Consider the following 16130-nt stretch of genomic DNA (forward strand, 5'->3'; position numbering starts at 1 on the left):
ATGCGTGGCGGCGACCCCAGGAGATTTGACATGACATCCAGACCGCAAAAGATTCGTTGGGGCATTCTCGGGCCCGGCAGCATCGCCAAATCCTTTGCCGGCGGCGTGGCGCAGTCGCGCACCGGCGAACTGGTAGCGCTCGGCGCCCGCAACCCCGGCAAGGCGGGGCTTGCCGAGACCTTCCCCGGCGCGCGCATCCTCGACGGCTATGAGGCGCTGCTCGCCGACGATGGCGTCGACGCCGTCTATGTCTCGATCCCGCATCCCGGCCATGCCGAATGGGCGATCAAGGCCGCTGAAGCCGGCAAGCACGTGCTGTGCGAAAAGCCGCTGGCGCTCACCGCTTTCGAGGCCGACGCCATGATCCATGCCGCGCGCAAGGCCGGCACTTTCCTCGGCGAAGCCTTCATGTACCGGCTGCACCCGCAGACGTTGAAGCTGGTCGAATTGATCAAGTCGGGCGTCATCGGCGAAGTCCGCATGATCAAATCGAGCTTCGGCTTCGCCATGCCGGGCTTCATGCCGGAGCACCGGCTCTATGCTAACGACCTCGCCGGCGGCGGCATCCTCGATGTCGGCGGCTATCCTGTATCGATGGCGCGGCTGCTTGCAGGCGCTGCGGTCGGGCAACCCTTCGCTGAGCCCGGCAAGGTTGTGGGCGCTGCCCATCTCGGCCAGTCCGGCGTCGACGAATGGGCCTCGGCGCTGCTGCAGTTTGCCGACGGCATCGTCGCAGAGGTTTCCTGCAGCATCTCGCTCAACCAGGACAATGTGCTGCGCATCCTTGGCACCAAGGGCCAGATCGAGGTGCCTGACTTCTGGTTCGCCGGTGGCAACCGCGACGTCGGGCCGGGCAGGATCGACCTGATCCGGCCCGAGGGGAGCCGCGAGACCATCAGCGTGAACGAGACCCGCCATGTCTATTCCTTCGAGGTCGACGGCGCCGGCGAGGCGATCCTGGCCGGTCGGCAGGAATTCGCCTGGCCGGGCATGTCCTGGGCCGACAGCCTCGGCACGCTGCGCGCGCTCGACAAATGGCGCGCCGCGGTCGGGCTGGAGTACGAGATCGAAAAGCCGGCTAAGCGCGTCAACACCCTCTCCGGCCGGCCGCTGCGCACGGATGGCAAGGCGATAGCCAAGCGCGCCATTCCCGGCCTGCCGAAGCCGGCGTCCGTGGTGGCGCTCGGCTTCGAGGACTTCCGGACGTTCTCCTCGGGCTCGATCCTGCTCGACGCCTTCTTCGAGGCCGGCGGCAATCTGTTCGACACCGGCTACGTCTATGGCGCCGGCTACACCGAGACGCTGCTCGGGCAATGGCTGCGGAGCCGCGGCGTGCGCGAACAGTCGGTCGTCATCGGCAAGGGCGCGCATTCGCCGCTCTGCTACCCCGACGTGATCGGCAAGCAGCTCGCCCAGTCGCTCGACCGGCTGCAGACCGACCATGTCGATATCTATTTCATGCACCGCGACAATCCGGACGTGCCGGTCGGCGAGTTCGTCGACGCCATGGACCAGGAGGTCAAGGCCGGCCGCATCCGCGGTCCGTTCGGCGGCTCGAACTGGACGATGGCGCGGATGGACGAGGCGATTGCCTATGCCGAGAAGAACGGCAAGCAGAGGCCCGGCGCGCTTTCCAACAACTTTTCGCTGGCCGAAATGCTGGAACCGATCTGGGCCGGCTGCATCACCTCGTCCACCGACGACTGGAAGGCCTGGCTGACGACAAGGCAGATGCCGAACTTCGCCTGGTCGAGCCAGGGCCGCGGCTTCTTCACCGACCGCGCTGGCCGCGACAAGCATGACAGCGAGGAGCTGGTCAGGGTCTGGTACTCCGAAAAGAATTTCGGCCGCCGCGACCGCGCCATCGAGCTCGCCAACCGCCTCGGCAAGAGCCCGATCCATGTCGCGCTCGCCTATGTGCTGGCGCAGCCCTTCCCGTCGGTGCCGCTGATCGGCCCGCGCACGCTTGACGAGCTGGAGGACAGTCTCAGGGCGCTGGATATCAAGCTGTCGGCGGAAGATGTCGCCTGGCTGGACAACGGACCTGAGCGGCGCAGGGCGTAGAGCGAGTTACGAACGCCTCGTTCCTTCGCGCCCCCCTCTGCCCTACCGGGCATCTCCCCCACAGGGAGGGAGATCAGATGTCACCCTGGCTTTCGCCAATCGCCAGCGTTGCAGAAAAGGCGGTGCCGGTGGAACTGCCAATCTCCCCCCTCGTGGGGGAGATGTCAGGTAGGACAGAGGGGGGCGCTGTCCCGCCAGCATTTCCAAATGGCCTTGCCCACCCTCACCGATCGATCCGCGTCGACAAAATAATCGACGACGACGTCCGCTCGACCCCGTCCATAGCGCCGATCTGGTCGAGCAGCGCGTCGAGATCGCGGATCGACGGCGCGTCGACGATGACGATCATGTCGAAATTGCCGCTGACCGAATGCAGCGTCCTGACCGGCGGCAGCGCCTCCAAGGCGCGCACCACCTTGTCGGCGAGCTTGGGCGTGACGGTGAGCAGCACATGCGCCCGGACCAGCCCTTGCTCATAGTCGGGCGACAACCGCACGCCGTAGCCCGCAATGATGCCGCGCTGCTCCAGCCGCTCGATCCGGCTCTGCACCGTGGTGCGCGACACGCCGAGCTGGCGGGCGAGCTCGGCGGTCGAGGCGCGCGCGTTGGCGCGCAGCAGCGAAAGCAGGGCCTGTTCGGCATCACTGATCATTTCGACGATCCTTGTCGGCATATTGTTCAAAATGGCATTTCGCTTCGTACAATTCCACGCTTCCTTTCGACAGGCAAGCTGCGATGATTCCCGCCAGTTTCGAAATGGCAGGGGTATAGATCATGAAAAAGAACATCGTTGTCGTCGGCGCCGGCAAGATCGGCTCGACCATCGCCGAAATGCTCGCCTCCACCGGCGACTATGGCGTGACGCTCGTCGACCGCTCGGCGGCGCAGCTTGCCGCGGCCGATTTGCCCGCCGGTGTCGAGACGCTTGAGATCGACATCGCCGCGCCGGGCGTGCTCGAGGCGGCGCTTGCCGGCAAGTTCGCGGTGCTGAGCGCCGCGCCCTTCCATCTCACCACGCGCATCGCCGAGGCAGCCGCCGCTACCGGCGTGCACTATCTCGACCTCACCGAGGATGTCGTCTCGACCCGCCGGGTTAAGGAGCTGGCGCGCGACGCCGGGAGCGCCTTCATTCCGCAATGCGGGCTGGCGCCGGGCTTCATCTCCATCGTCGCCAACGATCTCGCCAGCCGCTTCGACACGCTCGAGAGCGTGCGCATGCGCGTCGGCGCGCTGCCGCAATATCCGTCCAACGCGCTGAACTACAATCTGACCTGGAGTACCGACGGCGTCATCAACGAATACTGCGAGCCCTGCGAGGCGATCGTCGAGGGCGAGCTGATCGAGGTGCCGCCACTGGAAGAGCGCGAGGAGTTCTCGCTCGACGGCGTCACCTACGAGGCCTTCAACACCTCGGGCGGGCTGGGCACGCTGGCCGAGACGCTGAAGGGCAAGGTGCGCACGCTGAACTACCGCACCATCCGCTATCCGGGCCACGCCGCGATCATGAAGGCGCTGCTCAATGATCTCGGGCTTCGCCATCGCCGCGACGTGCTGAAGGACATTTTCGAGAGCGCGCTGCCGTCGACGCTGCAGGACGTCGTCATCGTCTTCGTCACCGTCTCGGGCCGCAAGAACGGCCGCCTGCTGCAGGAGACCTACGCCAACAAGATCTACTCGAAGCGCGTCGGCACCCTTGTGCGCAGCGCCATCCAGATCACCACCGCCTCCGGCATCTGCGCCGTGCTCGACATGCTGGCCGACGGCTCGCTGCCGGCCAGGGGCTTCGTGCGCCAGGAAGACATCGCGCTCGACGCCTTCCTCGCCAACCGCTTCGGCCGCGCCTACGCTCAGCACGAGATGGAAAGCCGGCTCGCGGGGTGAGCTGTGCAATCTTCCCCGTTGAGGGGGAGATGTCGCCGAAGGCTACAGAGGGGGTCGCTTCGCGTGGAGCGCTAACCTCCATCTGTCGCAAGGGAGGTCGCGTCCGGTCGCACCGGCCCCCTCTGGCCTGCCGGTCATCTCCCCCTCAAGGGGGGAGAAACCTTTTCAAATATGCAGCGCCTGACCCAGCGCCTTGAGCGCCGCTTCCTGGAAACCTTCGCCCTGCGTCGGATGGGCGTGGATCGTTCCCGCGATGTCCTCCAGCCGCGCCCCCATTTCCAGCGCCAGGCCGAACGCGGCCGACAACTCCGACACCCCTTGCCCGACCGCCTGGATGCCCAGCACCAGGTGGTTGTCGGCGCGGGCGACGACGCGCACGAAGCCATCCTCGCCGAGCCTGGTCATGGCGCGGCCGTTGGCGGCGAACGGGAACTGGCCGATCTTGATCTCGCCGGCCAGCGCCTTCGCCTCGTCCGGCGACAGACCGGCGGTGACCAGCTCCGGATCGGTGAAACAGATCGCCGGGATCGAGCGCTTGTCCCAGCTTCTTTTGTGGCCGGCGACGATCTCGGCCACCATCTCGCCCTGCGCCATCGCCCGGTGTGCCAGCATCGGCTCGCCGGTGACGTCGCCGATGGCGAAGATGCCGCGCATCGAGGTGCGGCACTGCTCGTCGATGCGGATGAATTTGCCGGCCATGTCGAGGTCGATTTGGTCCAGCCCCCAGCCTTCGGTGAGCGGCTTGCGCCCGACCGTGACGAGGATCTTGTCGGCGGCGACCTTGGCGTTCTTGCCGTCTGCCGTCTCGACCAGCAGCGCATCGTCTTTGGTCGACACCCCCTTGGCCTTGGCGCCTGTCATCACCTCGATGCCGAGCTCGCCGAGCCGCTTCACCACCGGTCGGGTCAGTTCGGCGTCATATTGCGCCAGCACGCGCGGCAGCGCCTCGACCACGGTGACCTTGGCGCCCATTTTTGCGAAGGCCATGCCAAGCTCCAGCCCGATATAGCCGCCGCCGACCACGGCGAGCTTCTTCGGCACCTCGCTCAACGCCAGCGCGTCCGTCGACGAGATCACCGGGCCGCCGAATGGCAGGAACGGCAGTTCGACCGGCGCCGACCCGGTCGCGATCACCACCGTCTCGGCGCGGATCACCTGGGTGCCGGTCTCGGTCTCGACCTCGACGGTCTTGCCGTCGCGGAACGTCGCCCAGCCCTGCACGGTCTTCACCCTGGCCTTCTTCAGCAGCCCGGCGACGCCGCTGTTCAGCCGGCTAACGATGCCGTCCTTCCAGGCGATTGCCCTGGCCAGATCGAGCGTCGGCGCGGCGACCGAAATGCCGAGCGGGCTCTTGCCGCCGGCCATATGCGCCACCTTCTCGAACTCCTCCGCGGCGTGGATCAGCGCCTTGGACGGTATGCAGCCGACATTGAGGCAGGTGCCGCCCGGCTTGCCCGCCTCGACGATCACCGTGTCGACGCCGAGCTGGCCGGCGCGGATCGCGCACACATAGCCGCCGGGCCCGGCGCCGATGACGAGCAGCTTGCAGGATATTTCTTTCATGATGTGGTCCTTCGATCCGAGGGAACGTTCCGTCGCGATCCTTCGCGCCCCCCTCTGTCCTGCCGGACATCTCCCCCACGAGGGGGGAGATCAGCAGCTTCGTCGTTTCGTTCATTGCTGCAACGGCGGAGATTGGCGAAGCCCGGCATGACGTCCAATCTCCCCCCTTGTGGGGGAGATGCCTGGCAAGGCAGAGGGGGGCGCTGTCCCGCCATCATCTCAATCGTCCCGCCCCACTAATCCACGAAAATCAGCGCCGGCGTTTCCAGCAGCGCCTTGATGCGCTGGACGAACACGGCGGCATCCCAGCCGTCGATGACGCGATGGTCGAAGCTGGACGACAGGTTCATCATCTTGCGCGGGATGAACTGGGTGCCGTCCCACACCGGCCGCACCATCATTTTGTTGACGCCGACGATCGCCACCTCCGGATAGTTGATGACCGGCGTCGTCGCCACGCCGCCCATGGCGCCGAGCGAGGTGATGGTGATGGTCGAGCCTGACAGCTCGTCGCGGCTCGCCGTGCCCGACTTCGCCGCCTCGGCCAGCCGGTTGACCTCGGCGCCGCACTCCCACAGGTCGCGCGCCTCGGCATGCTTGACCACCGGCACCACCAGCCCGGACGGCGTCTGCGCGGCGATGCCGATATGGACGCCGCCATGCTGGTGGATGATGCCGGCCTCGTCGTCGAAGATCGCGTTGATGCTCGGCTGGTCGGCGATCGCCTTGACCATCGCCCGCATCAGGAACGGCAGCAGCGTCAGCTTCGGCCGGTCTGGCCGCTTCTCCTTGTTCAGCGTCGCCCGCAGCTCCTCCAGCGCGGTGACGTCGATCTCCTCGACATAGGTGATGTGCGGGATGCGCGATTTGGCGAGCGCCATCTTCTCGGCGATCTTGCGCCGCAGCCCGATGACCTTGATGTCCTCTACATTGTCCTTGCGGGCAAGCCCGGAGGTTTTCGCGACCTGCGGCCCGCGCGCCAGGAACGCCTCGATATCCTCATGGCCGATGCGGCCGGCCGGGCCGGAACCGGCGACCTGCCGGAGATCGATGCCGGCTTCCCTGGCGCGCAGCCGGACGGCTGGCGAGGCCAAAGGCTTCTCGCCTTCCGGACGCGGCGCGCCGGAAACCAAACCCCGTGCCGCCCCATTCGCCGACGCTGGCGCCGGCTTGGCTTTCGGCTCGGCGGCCTTTGACTGCGCCTTCGGGCTCGCCGGAGCGGCCTCGGGTTTCGGGGTTGGGAGCTTGGCTGGCGGTTCGGCCTTGATGGCCTCTTCCGCCGCATCGCTCTGCGGCTTCACATTGCCCTCGCCGGCAACCTTCAGCCGCACGATCGGCGAGCCGATCGCCACCGTGTCGCCGATCTCGGCGCCCAGCCACAGGATCTCGCCATCGACCGGCGAGGGAATTTCGACGGTTGCCTTGTCGGTCATGACGGCGGCCAGCACCATGTCCTCGCGCACGAGGTCGCCGACCTTCACATGCCATTCGACCAGCTCGGCCTCGGCGACGCCTTCACCGACATCCGGCAGCTTGATGACGTGCTCGCCCATGGTCAGGCCTCCCCTCTTCAAGCTTCCAGCGTTTCGACGAGCGCGCGGCCGACCCGGGCCGGGCCGGGAAAGTAGTCCCACTCCTGCGCGTGCGGATAGGGCGTGTCCCAGCCGGCGACGCGCACGACCGGTGCTTCCAGATGGTAGAAGCAGTGTTCCTGCACCAGCGCCGAGAGCTCGGCGCCGAAACCGGAGGTCAGCGTCGCCTCGTGCACCACCACGCAGCGTCCGGTCTTCGTCACCGAGGTGACGATCGTCTCGAGATCGAGCGGCAGCAAGGTCCTCAGATCGATGATCTCGGCGTCTATGCCGGTCTCCGCGGCCGCCGCCTCGGCGACATAGACCATCGTGCCATAGGCGAGCACCGTGACCGCGGCGCCCTGCCTGCGGATCGCCGCCTTGCCGAGCGGGACGGTGTAGTGGCCGTCGGCGACCTCGCCAAGATCATGTTTCGACCACGGCGTCACCGGGCGGTCGTGATGGCCGTCGAACGGACCGTTGTAGAGCCGCTTCGGCTCGAGGAAGATCACCGGATCGGGATCCTCGATCGCCGCGATCAGCAGCCCCTTGGCGTCGGCAGGGTTGGACGGCACGATCACCTTCAGGCCGGAGACGTGGGTGAACAGCGCCTCCGGGCTCTGGCTGTGCGTCTGGCCGCCGAAGATGCCGCCGCCGGTTGGCATGCGGACCACGATCGGGCAGGTGAAATCGCCGTTGGAGCGATAGCGCAGCCGCGCCGCCTCCGAGACGATCTGGTCGTAGGCCGGATAGACATAGTCGGCAAACTGCACCTCGACGCAGGGCTTCAGCCCATAGGCGGCCATGCCGATGGCGGCGCCGACGATGCCGGCTTCGCTGATCGGCGCATCGAAGCAACGGCTCTTGCCGTATTTGGCCTGCAGGCCTTGCGTGCAGCGGAAGACGCCGCCGAAGAAGCCGACATCCTCGCCGAACACGACGACGCGCTCGTCGCGCCCCATCGACACGTCCATGGCGTCGCGGATGGCCTCGATCATGGTCCGTCTCGGCATGGTCAGACCCCCGCCTGCTGGCGCTGTCGCCTGAGATGCGGCGGCATCTCGGCATAGACGCCCTCGAACATGTCGCGCGTCGACGGCTTGCCACCGGCATGCAGCGTGCCGTGGCTCTCGGCCTCCTTCTGCGCCGCGATCACCGTCTCGAGGATTTCGGCTTCCGCCTGGGCATGGCGCTCGTCCGACCAGACGCCGCGCAGGATGAGATGGTTCTTCAGCCGCACGATCGGGTCGCCGAGCGGCCAGGCATCGGACTCCGCCTTCGGCCGGTAGGCGGACGGGTCGTCCGAGCTCGAATGCGCGCCGACGCGGTAGGTGACATATTCGACCAGCGTCGGCCCGAGATTACGGCGCGCCCGCTCGATCGCCCATTTCGCCACCGCATGGACGGCGAGATAGTCGTTGCCGTCGACGCGCAGCGAAGGGATGCCGAAACCGAGGCCGCGTGCCGCGAAAGTGCCGGAGCCACCACGCGCAATGCCCTGGAAGGTCGAGATTGCCCACTGATTGTTGACGACATTGAGCACCACCGGCGCCTTGTAGGTCGAGGCGAACACGAGTGCTGCATGAAAATCGGACTCCGCCGTCGAGCCGTCGCCGATCCAGGCGGCGGCGATGCGCGAATCGTTGGAGATCGCCGAAGCCATCGCCCAGCCCACCGCCTGGATGTACTGCGTGGCCAGATTGCCGGAGATCGAGAAGAAGCCGTGCTCCTTCGACGAATACATGATCGGCAGCTGCCGGCCCTTCAGCGGATCGGCCTCGTTGGAATAGATCTGGTTCATCATCGTGACCATCGGATAGCCGTCGGCGATGAGCAGGCCGGCCTGCCGATAGGTCGGGAAGTTCATGTCGCCCTTGGCCAGCGCCTTGCGGAAGGCGCAGCTCACTGCTTCCTCGCCGAGATGCTGCATGTAGAAGGAGGTCTTGCCCTGGCGCTGCGCCATCTGCATGCGCTGGTCGAAGCTGCGCAGCGTCATCATGTGGCGCAGGCCTTCGAGCAATTCCTGGTCGGAAAGCAGCCCGGCCCACGGCCCGACCGCTTCACCATCGCGGTTGAGCACGCGGATGATCGAGAACGCCATGTCGCGGATGGTGCGCGGATCGACATCGATCTCGGGGCGCGGCGCCGATCCGGCCTTGGGAATGGTCACATTGGAGAAATCAGGCGTGCCACCCGGCCGCACCTCGGGCTCGGGAACATGGAACCGCAACATTCCAGCATCGGCCATAACCTACGTCCTCCAATGTTGCCGGTGCGATAGTTGCACATCCGCGCCACTAATTCATCGGCCAGATGACGGGCCGTCCCTCGGCTTCTCGGCTGATCAAGGCCGATACGGCGCGCTGGCGACAAGATGCAGATATGACGGCGAAATTTCTTGTCGATGTTTTCGCCCGCCGCGCAATTTGGCGAATGGCTGTGACCGGTCTGGCGCAAGAGCCTGAAATGCCCGGACAACGTAGGCGTTCGGGTAACTGTCGAGGCCAGTGCTGCCCCTCACCCTGCCTGCCGGCATTCTCCCCGTATAGTGACGGGGAGAGGGGCGCTGTGTCCCCGTTTCGCCAATCATCAACGTCGCAAGAAGGGCGCCAACGTCGCGGCCAGCCACCTTCTCCCGTCACTATACGGGGAGAAGGTGCCGGCAGGCGGATGAGGGGCGGCGCCGGCGGTCAGCTATGAATCATCCGACATCGAAACAATCGCCGCGCGAGCCAGATAGGCCTCTGCAAGTTGCCGAAACTCTGGTTCACCCGCCCCGCCTCATGCTAACTCACCCCGCATGGCACAGAAGAAGGGATACGAGGTCGATTCGTGGCTGGCGCGGCCTGACGCGGCCATGTCCATCGTCCTGCTTTACGGCCCGGACCGCGGGCTCGTCGCCGAGCGCGCCAAGGCTTTTGCCGGCAAGACCGGCCTGCCGCTCGACGATCCGTTCTCGGTCGTCAGGCTGGACGGCGCGGAAGTCGACCGCGACCAGGGCCGCCTGCTCGACGAGGCGCGCACCGTGCCGATGTTCTCCGACCGGCGGCTCTTGTGGGTTCGCAACGCCAGCGGCCAGAAAGCGCTGGCCGACGACGTCAAGGCGCTGACATCGGAGCCGGTGCGGGACGCCATCATCCTCATCGAGGCCGGCGACCTGAAGAAGGGCACCGGCCTGCGCGCCATCGTCGAGGCCGCCGGCAACGCCATCGCCCTGCCCTGCTATGCCGACGAGGCGAGGGACATCGACACCGTCATCGACGACGAACTGCGCAAGGCCGGCATGTCGATGACGCTGGAGGCGCGCCAGGCGCTGCGCCGCAATCTCGGCGGCGACCGGCTGGCGTCGCGCGGCGAGATCGAGAAGCTGGTGCTCTACGCCCACGGCCAGAAGGAGATCGGCCTGGACGATGTCCGGGCGACCTCCGGCGACGTGTCGGGCGCGTCCTTCGACGATGCCGTCGACGCGCTGCTGGACGGCAAGATCGCCGATTTCGACACCGCTTTCACCCGCCACTGCCAGGGCGGCGGCCACCCATTCCTGGTGCTGTCGGCGGCGATGCGCCAATTGCAGGCGATCCAGGCGATGCGCGGCCAGATGGAGGGCGGCCGCAACGCCGCCTCCGTCGTCGCGGCCGCGCGCCCGCCGGTCTTCTTCTCGCGGCGCAAGCTGGTGGAAAAGACGCTGGAGCGCTGGAACGTCGAGGCGCTCGGCCGGGCGCTCAACCGGCTGCAGACAGCGGTGCTGCAGACCCGCAAGCGGCCGGACCTGTCGGAAGCCCTGGCGCGCCAGGCGCTGCTCGGCATTGCGGTCGAAAGCGCGCGGTTGGCGCAGAGGGGCTGAGTTGTCTTCGCCTGAATGCAGTCCCGGTCGCCTATGAGAGCAATTCCAGGAAAAGTGGCGGGCGGTTTTCCGTACGGAATTGCGCAATAACAAACACTTCGGGCAGACCCGGATTCCATGAAGCGCTGAACCGCACTACAGACTTCAACCTCAAATTGTGATTGGTTGGCTGGCGCCAGTTGTTTCAGGGGCGATTCGGGGGGGTGAAATGACCAAGAAAGTTGTTATCGGGTTCTTTTTCAGCGTGTTCTTGACGGTTGTCCTCTGGCAGGTCACCGCTCGCCTGTCCTTCGGCCGCGCGTTGGACGACATCGCGTTCATGGCAAGTCCAATCGTGGCGATCGTCATTTCCGTACTGCTTGTCCGGTCGAAGCTGATGCACAGCAACCGGACAAACGAAGATGCGGACGAGGCCTAGCGACCGGGACTGGCGCGTTCCATCGTTTCAGCAACGCTGAACCGCCCTATCTCATTGTTTTGGAGCAATTCCGGACGGAAAGCCGGGCGGGCGAAATGAAGGGCGCCTTTCCTCTCCCCCGTCGATCGGGGGAGAGGTGTCGAGCGAAGCTCGACGGAGTGGGGGTCGACCAGCGCCGGCGTCGTTGTCTGGCGGGGTGATGCCTGGCCCTGATTGGTGAATTGTCGGCGGCGACGTATTTAAGAACCGCCTTCCCCCACTCCGTCGCCGCTTCGCAATGCCACCTCTCCCCTCCGGAGGGAGAGGAAAGAGCCGGCGGAGGGCGGATGGGTCACAAAACGAAGGGCCGGCGGATGCCAGCCCTTCCTCGCTTTTCATCTTAAGCCGAAACTTTATTAGCCGGCTAAATGTCCTGAAATCTCGACACCTTACCGTTCGTCCTTCAGCCGCCGGCAGAGCTCGTCGAGCTGGTCCAGCGTCCGGTAGTTGACGCGAATTGTGCCGCCGCGATCCTTGTGCTCGATCGAGACGATCATGCCGATCGTGTCGGTGAGCAGCTTTTCCAGCGCCAGCGTGTCGGGGTCCTTTTCCACCGGCTCGGCTTTTTTCGCCTTGGCCGGCGTCGGGCCGGCCGGCATCTGCGCCAGTGCTTCGGCCTGGCGCACCGAAAGTCCCTCCTCGACGATGCGCTTGGCGAGGCCCGCCGGGTCCTCGGCCGTCACCAGCGTGCGGGCGTGCCCCGCCGACAGCGCGCCGTCGACCAGCATGTCGTGGATGACATTGGGCAGCTTCAGGAGCCGCAGTGTGTTGGCGACATGGCTTCGGCTCTTGCCGATCACCTGGCCGAGGTCGGCCTGGGTGTAGCCGTGCTCGTCGATCAATTGCTGATAGCCTTGCGCCTCCTCGACCGGGTTGAGGTCGGCGCGCTGCACGTTCTCGATGATCGCCAGCTCCAGCGCCGTGCGGTCGTTGACCTCGCGCAGGATGATCGGCAGCTCGGTCAGGCCGGCGCGCTGCGCCGCCCGCCAGCGCCGCTCGCCGGCGATGATCTCGTAACGGCCGGGCTGCGTCGGCGACGGCCGCGCCACCACCGGCTGCACGACGCCGTGCTCGCGGATCGACTGTGCCAGATCGGTCAGCTCGGCATCGCCGAAATGCCGGCGCGGGTTCTTCGGATTGGGGCTCACGAATTCGATCGGCACCTTGCCGTCGGCCGCCGGGCTCTGCTTTTCCGGGATCGCCGGGCGGTCGATCTCGCCGATCAGCGCCGCCAGGCCGCGGCCAAGTCTTTTTCTCGAAAGGTCTTCACTCATAATCTGTCCAGATCGTTTCGGTATCGAATCGGCGTTTGGCCGGCATCAGGCGGCGCGCAATTTGCGCTCGCGGCGGATCACTTCGGAAGCGAGCTGCAGATAGGCCTGGCTGCCCGAGCATTTGAGGTCGTAGAGGATCGCCGGCTTGCCGTAGGAGGGCGCTTCGGAAACGCGGACATTGCGCGGGATGATCGTCTCGTAGACTTTGTCGCCCATATGCGTGCGCACGTCCTGCACCACCTGGTTGGCCAGGTTGTTGCGGCCGTCGTACATGGTAAGCACGATACCCTGGATGGTGAGATCCGGGTTGATCGTGCGGCGCACCTGCTCGACCGTCTCGAGCAGCTGGCTGAGACCTTCGAGCGCGAAGAACTCGCACTGCAGCGGCACCAGAACGGAATCGGCTGCCGCCATTGAATTCAAGGTCAAAAGGTTGAGCGACGGCGGGCAGTCGATCAGCACATAGCCGAAAGGCGCCGAACGCTCGGCCGCCGCGCGCAACGCGTTGCGCAGCCGCAGCACCCGGTCCGGCGCCGAGGCGATCTCCATCTCGATGCCGAGCAAATCGAGCGTCGATGGCACGATCGAGAGGCCCGGCACCGCCGTCGGCACCGCCGCCGCTTCGAGTTCGAGCTCGCCGATCAGCACGTCGTAGGAGGAGACGGTGCGGTCCTTGCGGTCGATGCCGAGCCCGGTGCTGGCATTGCCTTGCGGATCGAGGTCGACGATCAGCACCTGTTCGCCGATCGCCGCCAGCGCCGTCGCCAGATTGATGGCGGTCGTCGTCTTGCCGACGCCGCCCTTCTGGTTAGCTACGGTGATGATTCGAGGTCCAGTTTTCATGGGTCTATGCCAGTGATTCATTGCGGGGTCGCCGGGCGCAGATGGGTGACTTCGAGGATGACGCCATGAGGGTCGGTCATGCTTGGATGTTCTACCAGATCGAATGCCCAGCGGTGAGTGCTTTCTTCCACCTCGGCCCGGTAATCCCGGCCTTTGTGGAAAAGCGCGCGCGCCCCTTTGGTCAGCCACGGCGCCGCCAGGTCGAGCAGCGCCGGCAAAGCCGCAAGCGCTCGCGCCGTGACGATTTCCGGTGCCGCAACAAGCGGATAGCTGTCGTCGATGCGCCGTGCGACGACTCGCGCCGGCAGCCCGAACTGGCCGACGACCGCCTGCAGGAACGACGCCTTCTTGCGGTTGCTTTCGACCAGGTCGATCGACGCGCCGTCGCGCTCGGCTATCAGGAAGCCCAGCACCAGTCCGGGAAAGCCGCCGCCCGAACCGAGGTCGACCCAGCGTCTGGCCTCGGGTTCGATTCGGGCGAGCTGCGCGCTATCCAGTATGTGCCTGCGCCAGACATCGTCCAAGGTCGACGGCGCGGCGAGGTTGATGCTGCGGTTCCATTTCAGGAACAGCTGTTCGAAGGCAACCAGACGCTCGAATGTTTCACGTGAAACCGGGCCCGCCGCTTCCTGCAGGCTCTCCCATGACGCAGCACTCACGCGACATGCCTCTGCGCGGCGGCTTCGGCGTTGCGGACATGGGCGACGATGATCGCCAGCGCCGCCGGCGTCATGCCCTCCATGCGCTGTGCATCGGCGATGGAGCGCGGCTGCCGCGTCTTCATCTTCTGCTTCAGCTCATTGGACAGGCCGGGGACGTCGGCGAAATCGAGCGATGCGGGGATCAATCGGCTTTCCTCATGCCTGATCTGCGCGACATCAGCCTGCTGGCGGTCCAGATAGACCGAATATTTCGCTTCCGTTTCGAGTCGCTCGGCCGTCTTCGCATCGATTGAGCCGAAGCGCGGCTCGATGCGCGCCAGCCAGGCAACATCGACACCGGGGTAGGCGAGCAGCTCATAGGCGGAACGGCGCACGCCATCCCTGTTGATCTCCAGCCCATGCCGCGCCGCCTCGTTGGGCGTGAACAGCACGCTCGATGCCAGTTCCCGCGCCTTGGCAAGATCCTCGTTCATCCCGTTGAAGCGCCGCATCCGTTCCATTGACGCGATCCCCAGTCGGTCCGCCATCGGGGTCAGCCGCTCATCGGCATTGTCGGCTCTCAGCGACAGGCGGAACTCGGCGCGCGAGGTGAACATGCGATAGGGCTCGGCAATGCCGCGACTGGTGAGGTCGTCGACCATCACGCCGATATAGGCTTCGGTGCGGCTGAGCACGATCTGCTCGTTGCCGGATGCTTTGCGCGCGGCGTTCAGGCCGGCGAGCAGACCTTGCGCGCCGGCCTCCTCATAGCCGGTCGTGCCGTTGATCTGTCCGGCGAGGAACAGGCCGCCGATCCGCTTCGTCTCCAGCGTCGGCAACAACTCGCGCGGATCGACATGGTCGTATTCGATGGCATAGCCGGGCTGCAGCATGGTTGCCCGCGCCAGCCCCGGGATCGACTTCAATATGTCGAGCTGCACATCCTCCGGCAGCGAGGTCGAGATGCCGTTCGGGTAGACGGTGTCGTCATCGAGACCTTCGGGCTCCAGGAAGATCTGGTGGCCTTCACGGTCGCCGAACTTGACGATCTTGTCCTCGATCGACGGGCAGTAGCGCGGCCCGACGCCTTCGATCGAGCCGGAATACATCGCCGAGCGGCCGAGATTGGCGCGGATCAGCTCATGCGTGGCCGGCGTCGTGCGGGTGATGCCGCAATGGATCTGCGGGTTCTGGATCGCGTCGGTCAGCAGCGAGAACGGCACCGGTTCCTCGTCCGCCACCTGGCTTTCCAGCGACGCCCAGTCGATGGTGCGGCCATCAAGGCGAGGGGGCGTCCCGGTCTTGAGGCGCCCAAGCGTAAATCCCGCGCGGCTCATCGTTGCCGACAGGCCAAGGCTCGCCTGCTCGTTCATGCGACCGGCGACGATCTTCTTCTCGCCGATATGGATCAATCCGCGCAGGAAGGTGCCGGTGGTCAGCACCACCGCGCCGCAAGCCAGGAGACGATCGCCCGAGATCTGAACGGCCGCGATCCGTCCTTCCGCGATCTCAAAGTCGAGAACTTCGCCCTCGATCACCTCGAGATTGTTCTGCTGCCGAATCGCTTCCTGCATGGCCAACCGATAGAGCTTGCGATCGGCCTGCGTGCGCGGGCCGCGCACGGCCGGACCCTTGCGGCGGTTGAGCAAGCGGAACTGGATGCCTGCCGCATCGGCGATGCGGCCCATCAGCCCGTCCATGGCGTCGATCTCGCGCACCAGGTGGCCCTTGCCAAGGCCGCCGATCGCCGGATTGCAGGACATGACGCCGATTGTGTCGAAACGCAGCGTCACCAGCGCCGTCTTCGCGCCTGCGCGTGCGGCGGCGCTGGCCGCCTCGCATCCGGCATGGCCGCCGCCCACCACAACCACATCATAGCGATCGTTCATCTTTTTCGAGTCCAAAGTCTGAAGCTGCCCGGAGAGATGTTCCCGCGAGGCTTCGCTGTCAAGGATGCAACACCGACTCGTTTCACGTGAAACAATGCGACTG

Annotated in this window: 14 protein-coding genes; 4 read left to right on the forward strand and 10 right to left on the reverse strand. The window is 65.9% G+C overall.

Annotated features, from left to right (window positions below):
* Window positions 1–30: 30 nt before the first annotated feature.
* On the forward strand, window positions 31–2064 hold the full coding sequence (locus tag EN786_RS18035) for an aldo/keto reductase (protein WP_127311734.1): 2034 nt from the start codon (window positions 31–33) through the stop codon (window positions 2062–2064).
* 223 nt (window positions 2065–2287) lie between these two features.
* Here the strand turns inward: EN786_RS18035 and EN786_RS18040 are convergent, their stop codons facing one another.
* Both EN786_RS18040 and EN786_RS39295 read right to left on the reverse strand, forming a co-directional pair.
* Window positions 2288–2716, reverse strand: a complete 429-nt coding sequence (locus tag EN786_RS18040; protein ID WP_127311735.1) for an Lrp/AsnC family transcriptional regulator — start codon at window positions 2714–2716, stop codon at window positions 2288–2290.
* Entirely contained in the window at window positions 2706–2840 is a 135-nt protein-coding gene (locus EN786_RS39295) for a hypothetical protein (protein ID WP_281405015.1), read from the reverse strand. Before EN786_RS39295 ends, EN786_RS18040 begins: the two co-directional genes overlap by 11 nt.
* Between EN786_RS39295 and EN786_RS18045 the strand changes: the two genes are divergently transcribed.
* A complete protein-coding gene (locus EN786_RS18045; protein ID WP_135908702.1) occupies window positions 2839–3945 on the forward strand; it encodes a saccharopine dehydrogenase family protein in 1107 nt (368 codons plus the stop codon). The genes EN786_RS39295 and EN786_RS18045 overlap by 2 nt on opposite strands.
* 165 nt (window positions 3946–4110) lie before the next feature.
* Here EN786_RS18045 and lpdA read toward each other — a convergent pair whose 3' ends face one another.
* The 4 genes from lpdA to EN786_RS18070 form a co-directional block, all read right to left on the reverse strand.
* On the reverse strand, window positions 4111–5508 hold the full coding sequence (gene lpdA / locus EN786_RS18050; RefSeq protein WP_127310314.1) for a dihydrolipoyl dehydrogenase: 1398 nt from the start codon (window positions 5506–5508) through the stop codon (window positions 4111–4113).
* A 236-nt stretch (window positions 5509–5744) separates the two neighbouring features.
* Entirely contained in the window at window positions 5745–7061 is a 1317-nt protein-coding gene (locus EN786_RS18060) for a dihydrolipoamide acetyltransferase family protein (protein WP_127310313.1), read from the reverse strand.
* 17 nt (window positions 7062–7078) lie between these two features.
* The gene (locus EN786_RS18065) at window positions 7079–8092 is read right to left on the reverse strand and encodes an alpha-ketoacid dehydrogenase subunit beta (RefSeq protein ID WP_127284089.1); all 1014 of its coding nucleotides are present in this window, start codon (window positions 8090–8092) and stop codon (window positions 7079–7081) included.
* A gap of 2 nt (window positions 8093–8094) precedes the next feature.
* Window positions 8095–9327, reverse strand: a complete 1233-nt coding sequence (locus tag EN786_RS18070) for a 3-methyl-2-oxobutanoate dehydrogenase (2-methylpropanoyl-transferring) subunit alpha (protein WP_127284088.1) — start codon at window positions 9325–9327, stop codon at window positions 8095–8097.
* A gap of 552 nt (window positions 9328–9879) precedes the next feature.
* Here EN786_RS18070 and holA point away from each other — a divergent pair.
* Together holA and EN786_RS18085 are read left to right on the forward strand one after the other, a co-directional pair.
* A complete protein-coding gene (gene holA / locus EN786_RS18080) occupies window positions 9880–10923 on the forward strand; it encodes a DNA polymerase III subunit delta (protein ID WP_127310312.1) in 1044 nt (347 codons plus the stop codon).
* Between the two features lie 208 nt (window positions 10924–11131).
* Entirely contained in the window at window positions 11132–11341 is a 210-nt protein-coding gene (locus EN786_RS18085; RefSeq protein ID WP_127284086.1) for a hypothetical protein, read from the forward strand.
* Between the two features lie 428 nt (window positions 11342–11769).
* On the opposite strand, the gene EN786_RS18090 is transcribed toward EN786_RS18085, so the two are convergent.
* Genes EN786_RS18090 through mnmG form a run of 4 tightly spaced genes read right to left on the reverse strand, consistent with a single transcriptional unit; the run spans window position 11770 to window position 16027 of the window.
* A complete protein-coding gene (locus EN786_RS18090; RefSeq protein WP_127284085.1) occupies window positions 11770–12654 on the reverse strand; it encodes a ParB/RepB/Spo0J family partition protein in 885 nt (294 codons plus the stop codon).
* 45 nt (window positions 12655–12699) lie between these two features.
* Window positions 12700–13497, reverse strand: a complete 798-nt coding sequence (locus EN786_RS18095; protein WP_127284084.1) for a ParA family protein — start codon at window positions 13495–13497, stop codon at window positions 12700–12702.
* A gap of 17 nt (window positions 13498–13514) precedes the next feature.
* Window positions 13515–14156 (reverse strand): 16S rRNA (guanine(527)-N(7))-methyltransferase RsmG, encoded by a 642-nt coding sequence (rsmG, locus tag EN786_RS18100; protein ID WP_127310311.1) that lies wholly within the window; start codon window positions 14154–14156, stop codon window positions 13515–13517.
* Window positions 14153–16027, reverse strand: coding sequence for a tRNA uridine-5-carboxymethylaminomethyl(34) synthesis enzyme MnmG (gene mnmG, locus EN786_RS18105; protein WP_127284082.1), 1875 nt, complete (start codon window positions 16025–16027; stop codon window positions 14153–14155). Before mnmG ends, rsmG begins: the two co-directional genes overlap by 4 nt.
* Window positions 16028–16130: the final 103 nt, after the last annotated feature.

The sequence above is a fragment of the Mesorhizobium sp. M4B.F.Ca.ET.143.01.1.1 genome (assembly GCF_004792275.1).
Taxonomy (GTDB): domain Bacteria; phylum Pseudomonadota; class Alphaproteobacteria; order Rhizobiales; family Rhizobiaceae; genus Mesorhizobium; species Mesorhizobium abyssinicae.